The 812-nt window shown below is 68.7% G+C and carries 1 protein-coding gene and 1 pseudogene; one reads left to right on the top strand and one right to left on the bottom strand.

Annotated elements, in window-relative coordinates:
- On the bottom strand, positions 1-371 hold a 371-nt coding region (locus tag KK097_RS17780), incomplete at its 3' end, for a cation:dicarboxylate symporter family transporter (protein WP_214545631.1).
- 190 nt (positions 372-561) lie between these two features.
- Between KK097_RS17780 and KK097_RS17775 the strand changes: the two are divergent.
- Positions 562-812 (top strand): annotated as a pseudogene (locus tag KK097_RS17775) (histidine kinase); the annotation flags it as partial.

Genomic DNA, 812 nt, shown 5'->3' with positions numbered 1-812 from the left:
GCCTTCGACATGTCGAGGTGGTCCCCGGGGTGGATCAGGTTGCCGACGACCAACCCGATCGCCAGCGCGAACGTCGACATCGCGATGAAGTAGCCGAGTGCCAGTCCACCGACCTTGCCGACCGTCGCCGCCTTCGCGATGGGCCCGACGCCCAGCACGATCGTGCAGAAGATCACCGGGGCGATCATCATCTTAATGAGCGCGATGAACCCGTCGCCGATCGGCTTGAGACCGACCGCGAAGGTCGGCGCCGTCAGTCCGACGACGATGCCGGCGGCCACCGCCGCGATGACGGCGATGTAGAGCCAGTGCGAACGATCCAGGCGGCGGCGCCCGGCGGCTCGCGCGGTGGAGGAACGTGTCGATGCCATGAGACTTCCTTGTCGTCAGGACCGAGGCGTCGTCGCTCCGGTCGGGCTCGTTCTCGAGGGGAACGGGCCCCACTGTCGCGTGGAACAGGGCAGGATGGCGACTTGCGTTCATAGCGTTCACGGAAGACGGCGGACACGGCACGTGTGCCGGACAATGGTGCGCACGCGACGAAGCGAGGAGGGCTGGACCGTGGCGCCGAGACGGTGGAGCATCGCCAGGCGACTCTTCGCCCTGCAGCTGTTGTTCGTCGTCGCCGGCGTCGCCGTGGGCAGCGCCTGGAGCTGGGTGTCGGCCCGCGCCGACCTCGAGGCCGACGCCGCTGCGCGCTCCCGCGACGTCGCGGTCTCGATCGCCCGGAACCCCTTCGTGCGCGAACAGGCGACGAGCAGTGATCCTGCGAGACGGCTCGAGCCGTACGCCCTCGATCTGATGCGCCGCAC

Source organism: Curtobacterium flaccumfaciens, assembly GCF_018598405.1.
In the GTDB taxonomy this organism is placed as follows: Bacteria; Actinomycetota; Actinomycetes; order Actinomycetales; family Microbacteriaceae; genus Curtobacterium; species Curtobacterium aurantiacum.
Note: the sequence above shows the minus strand (reverse complement) of the source record. Positions and strands in the feature narration are given on the sequence as shown.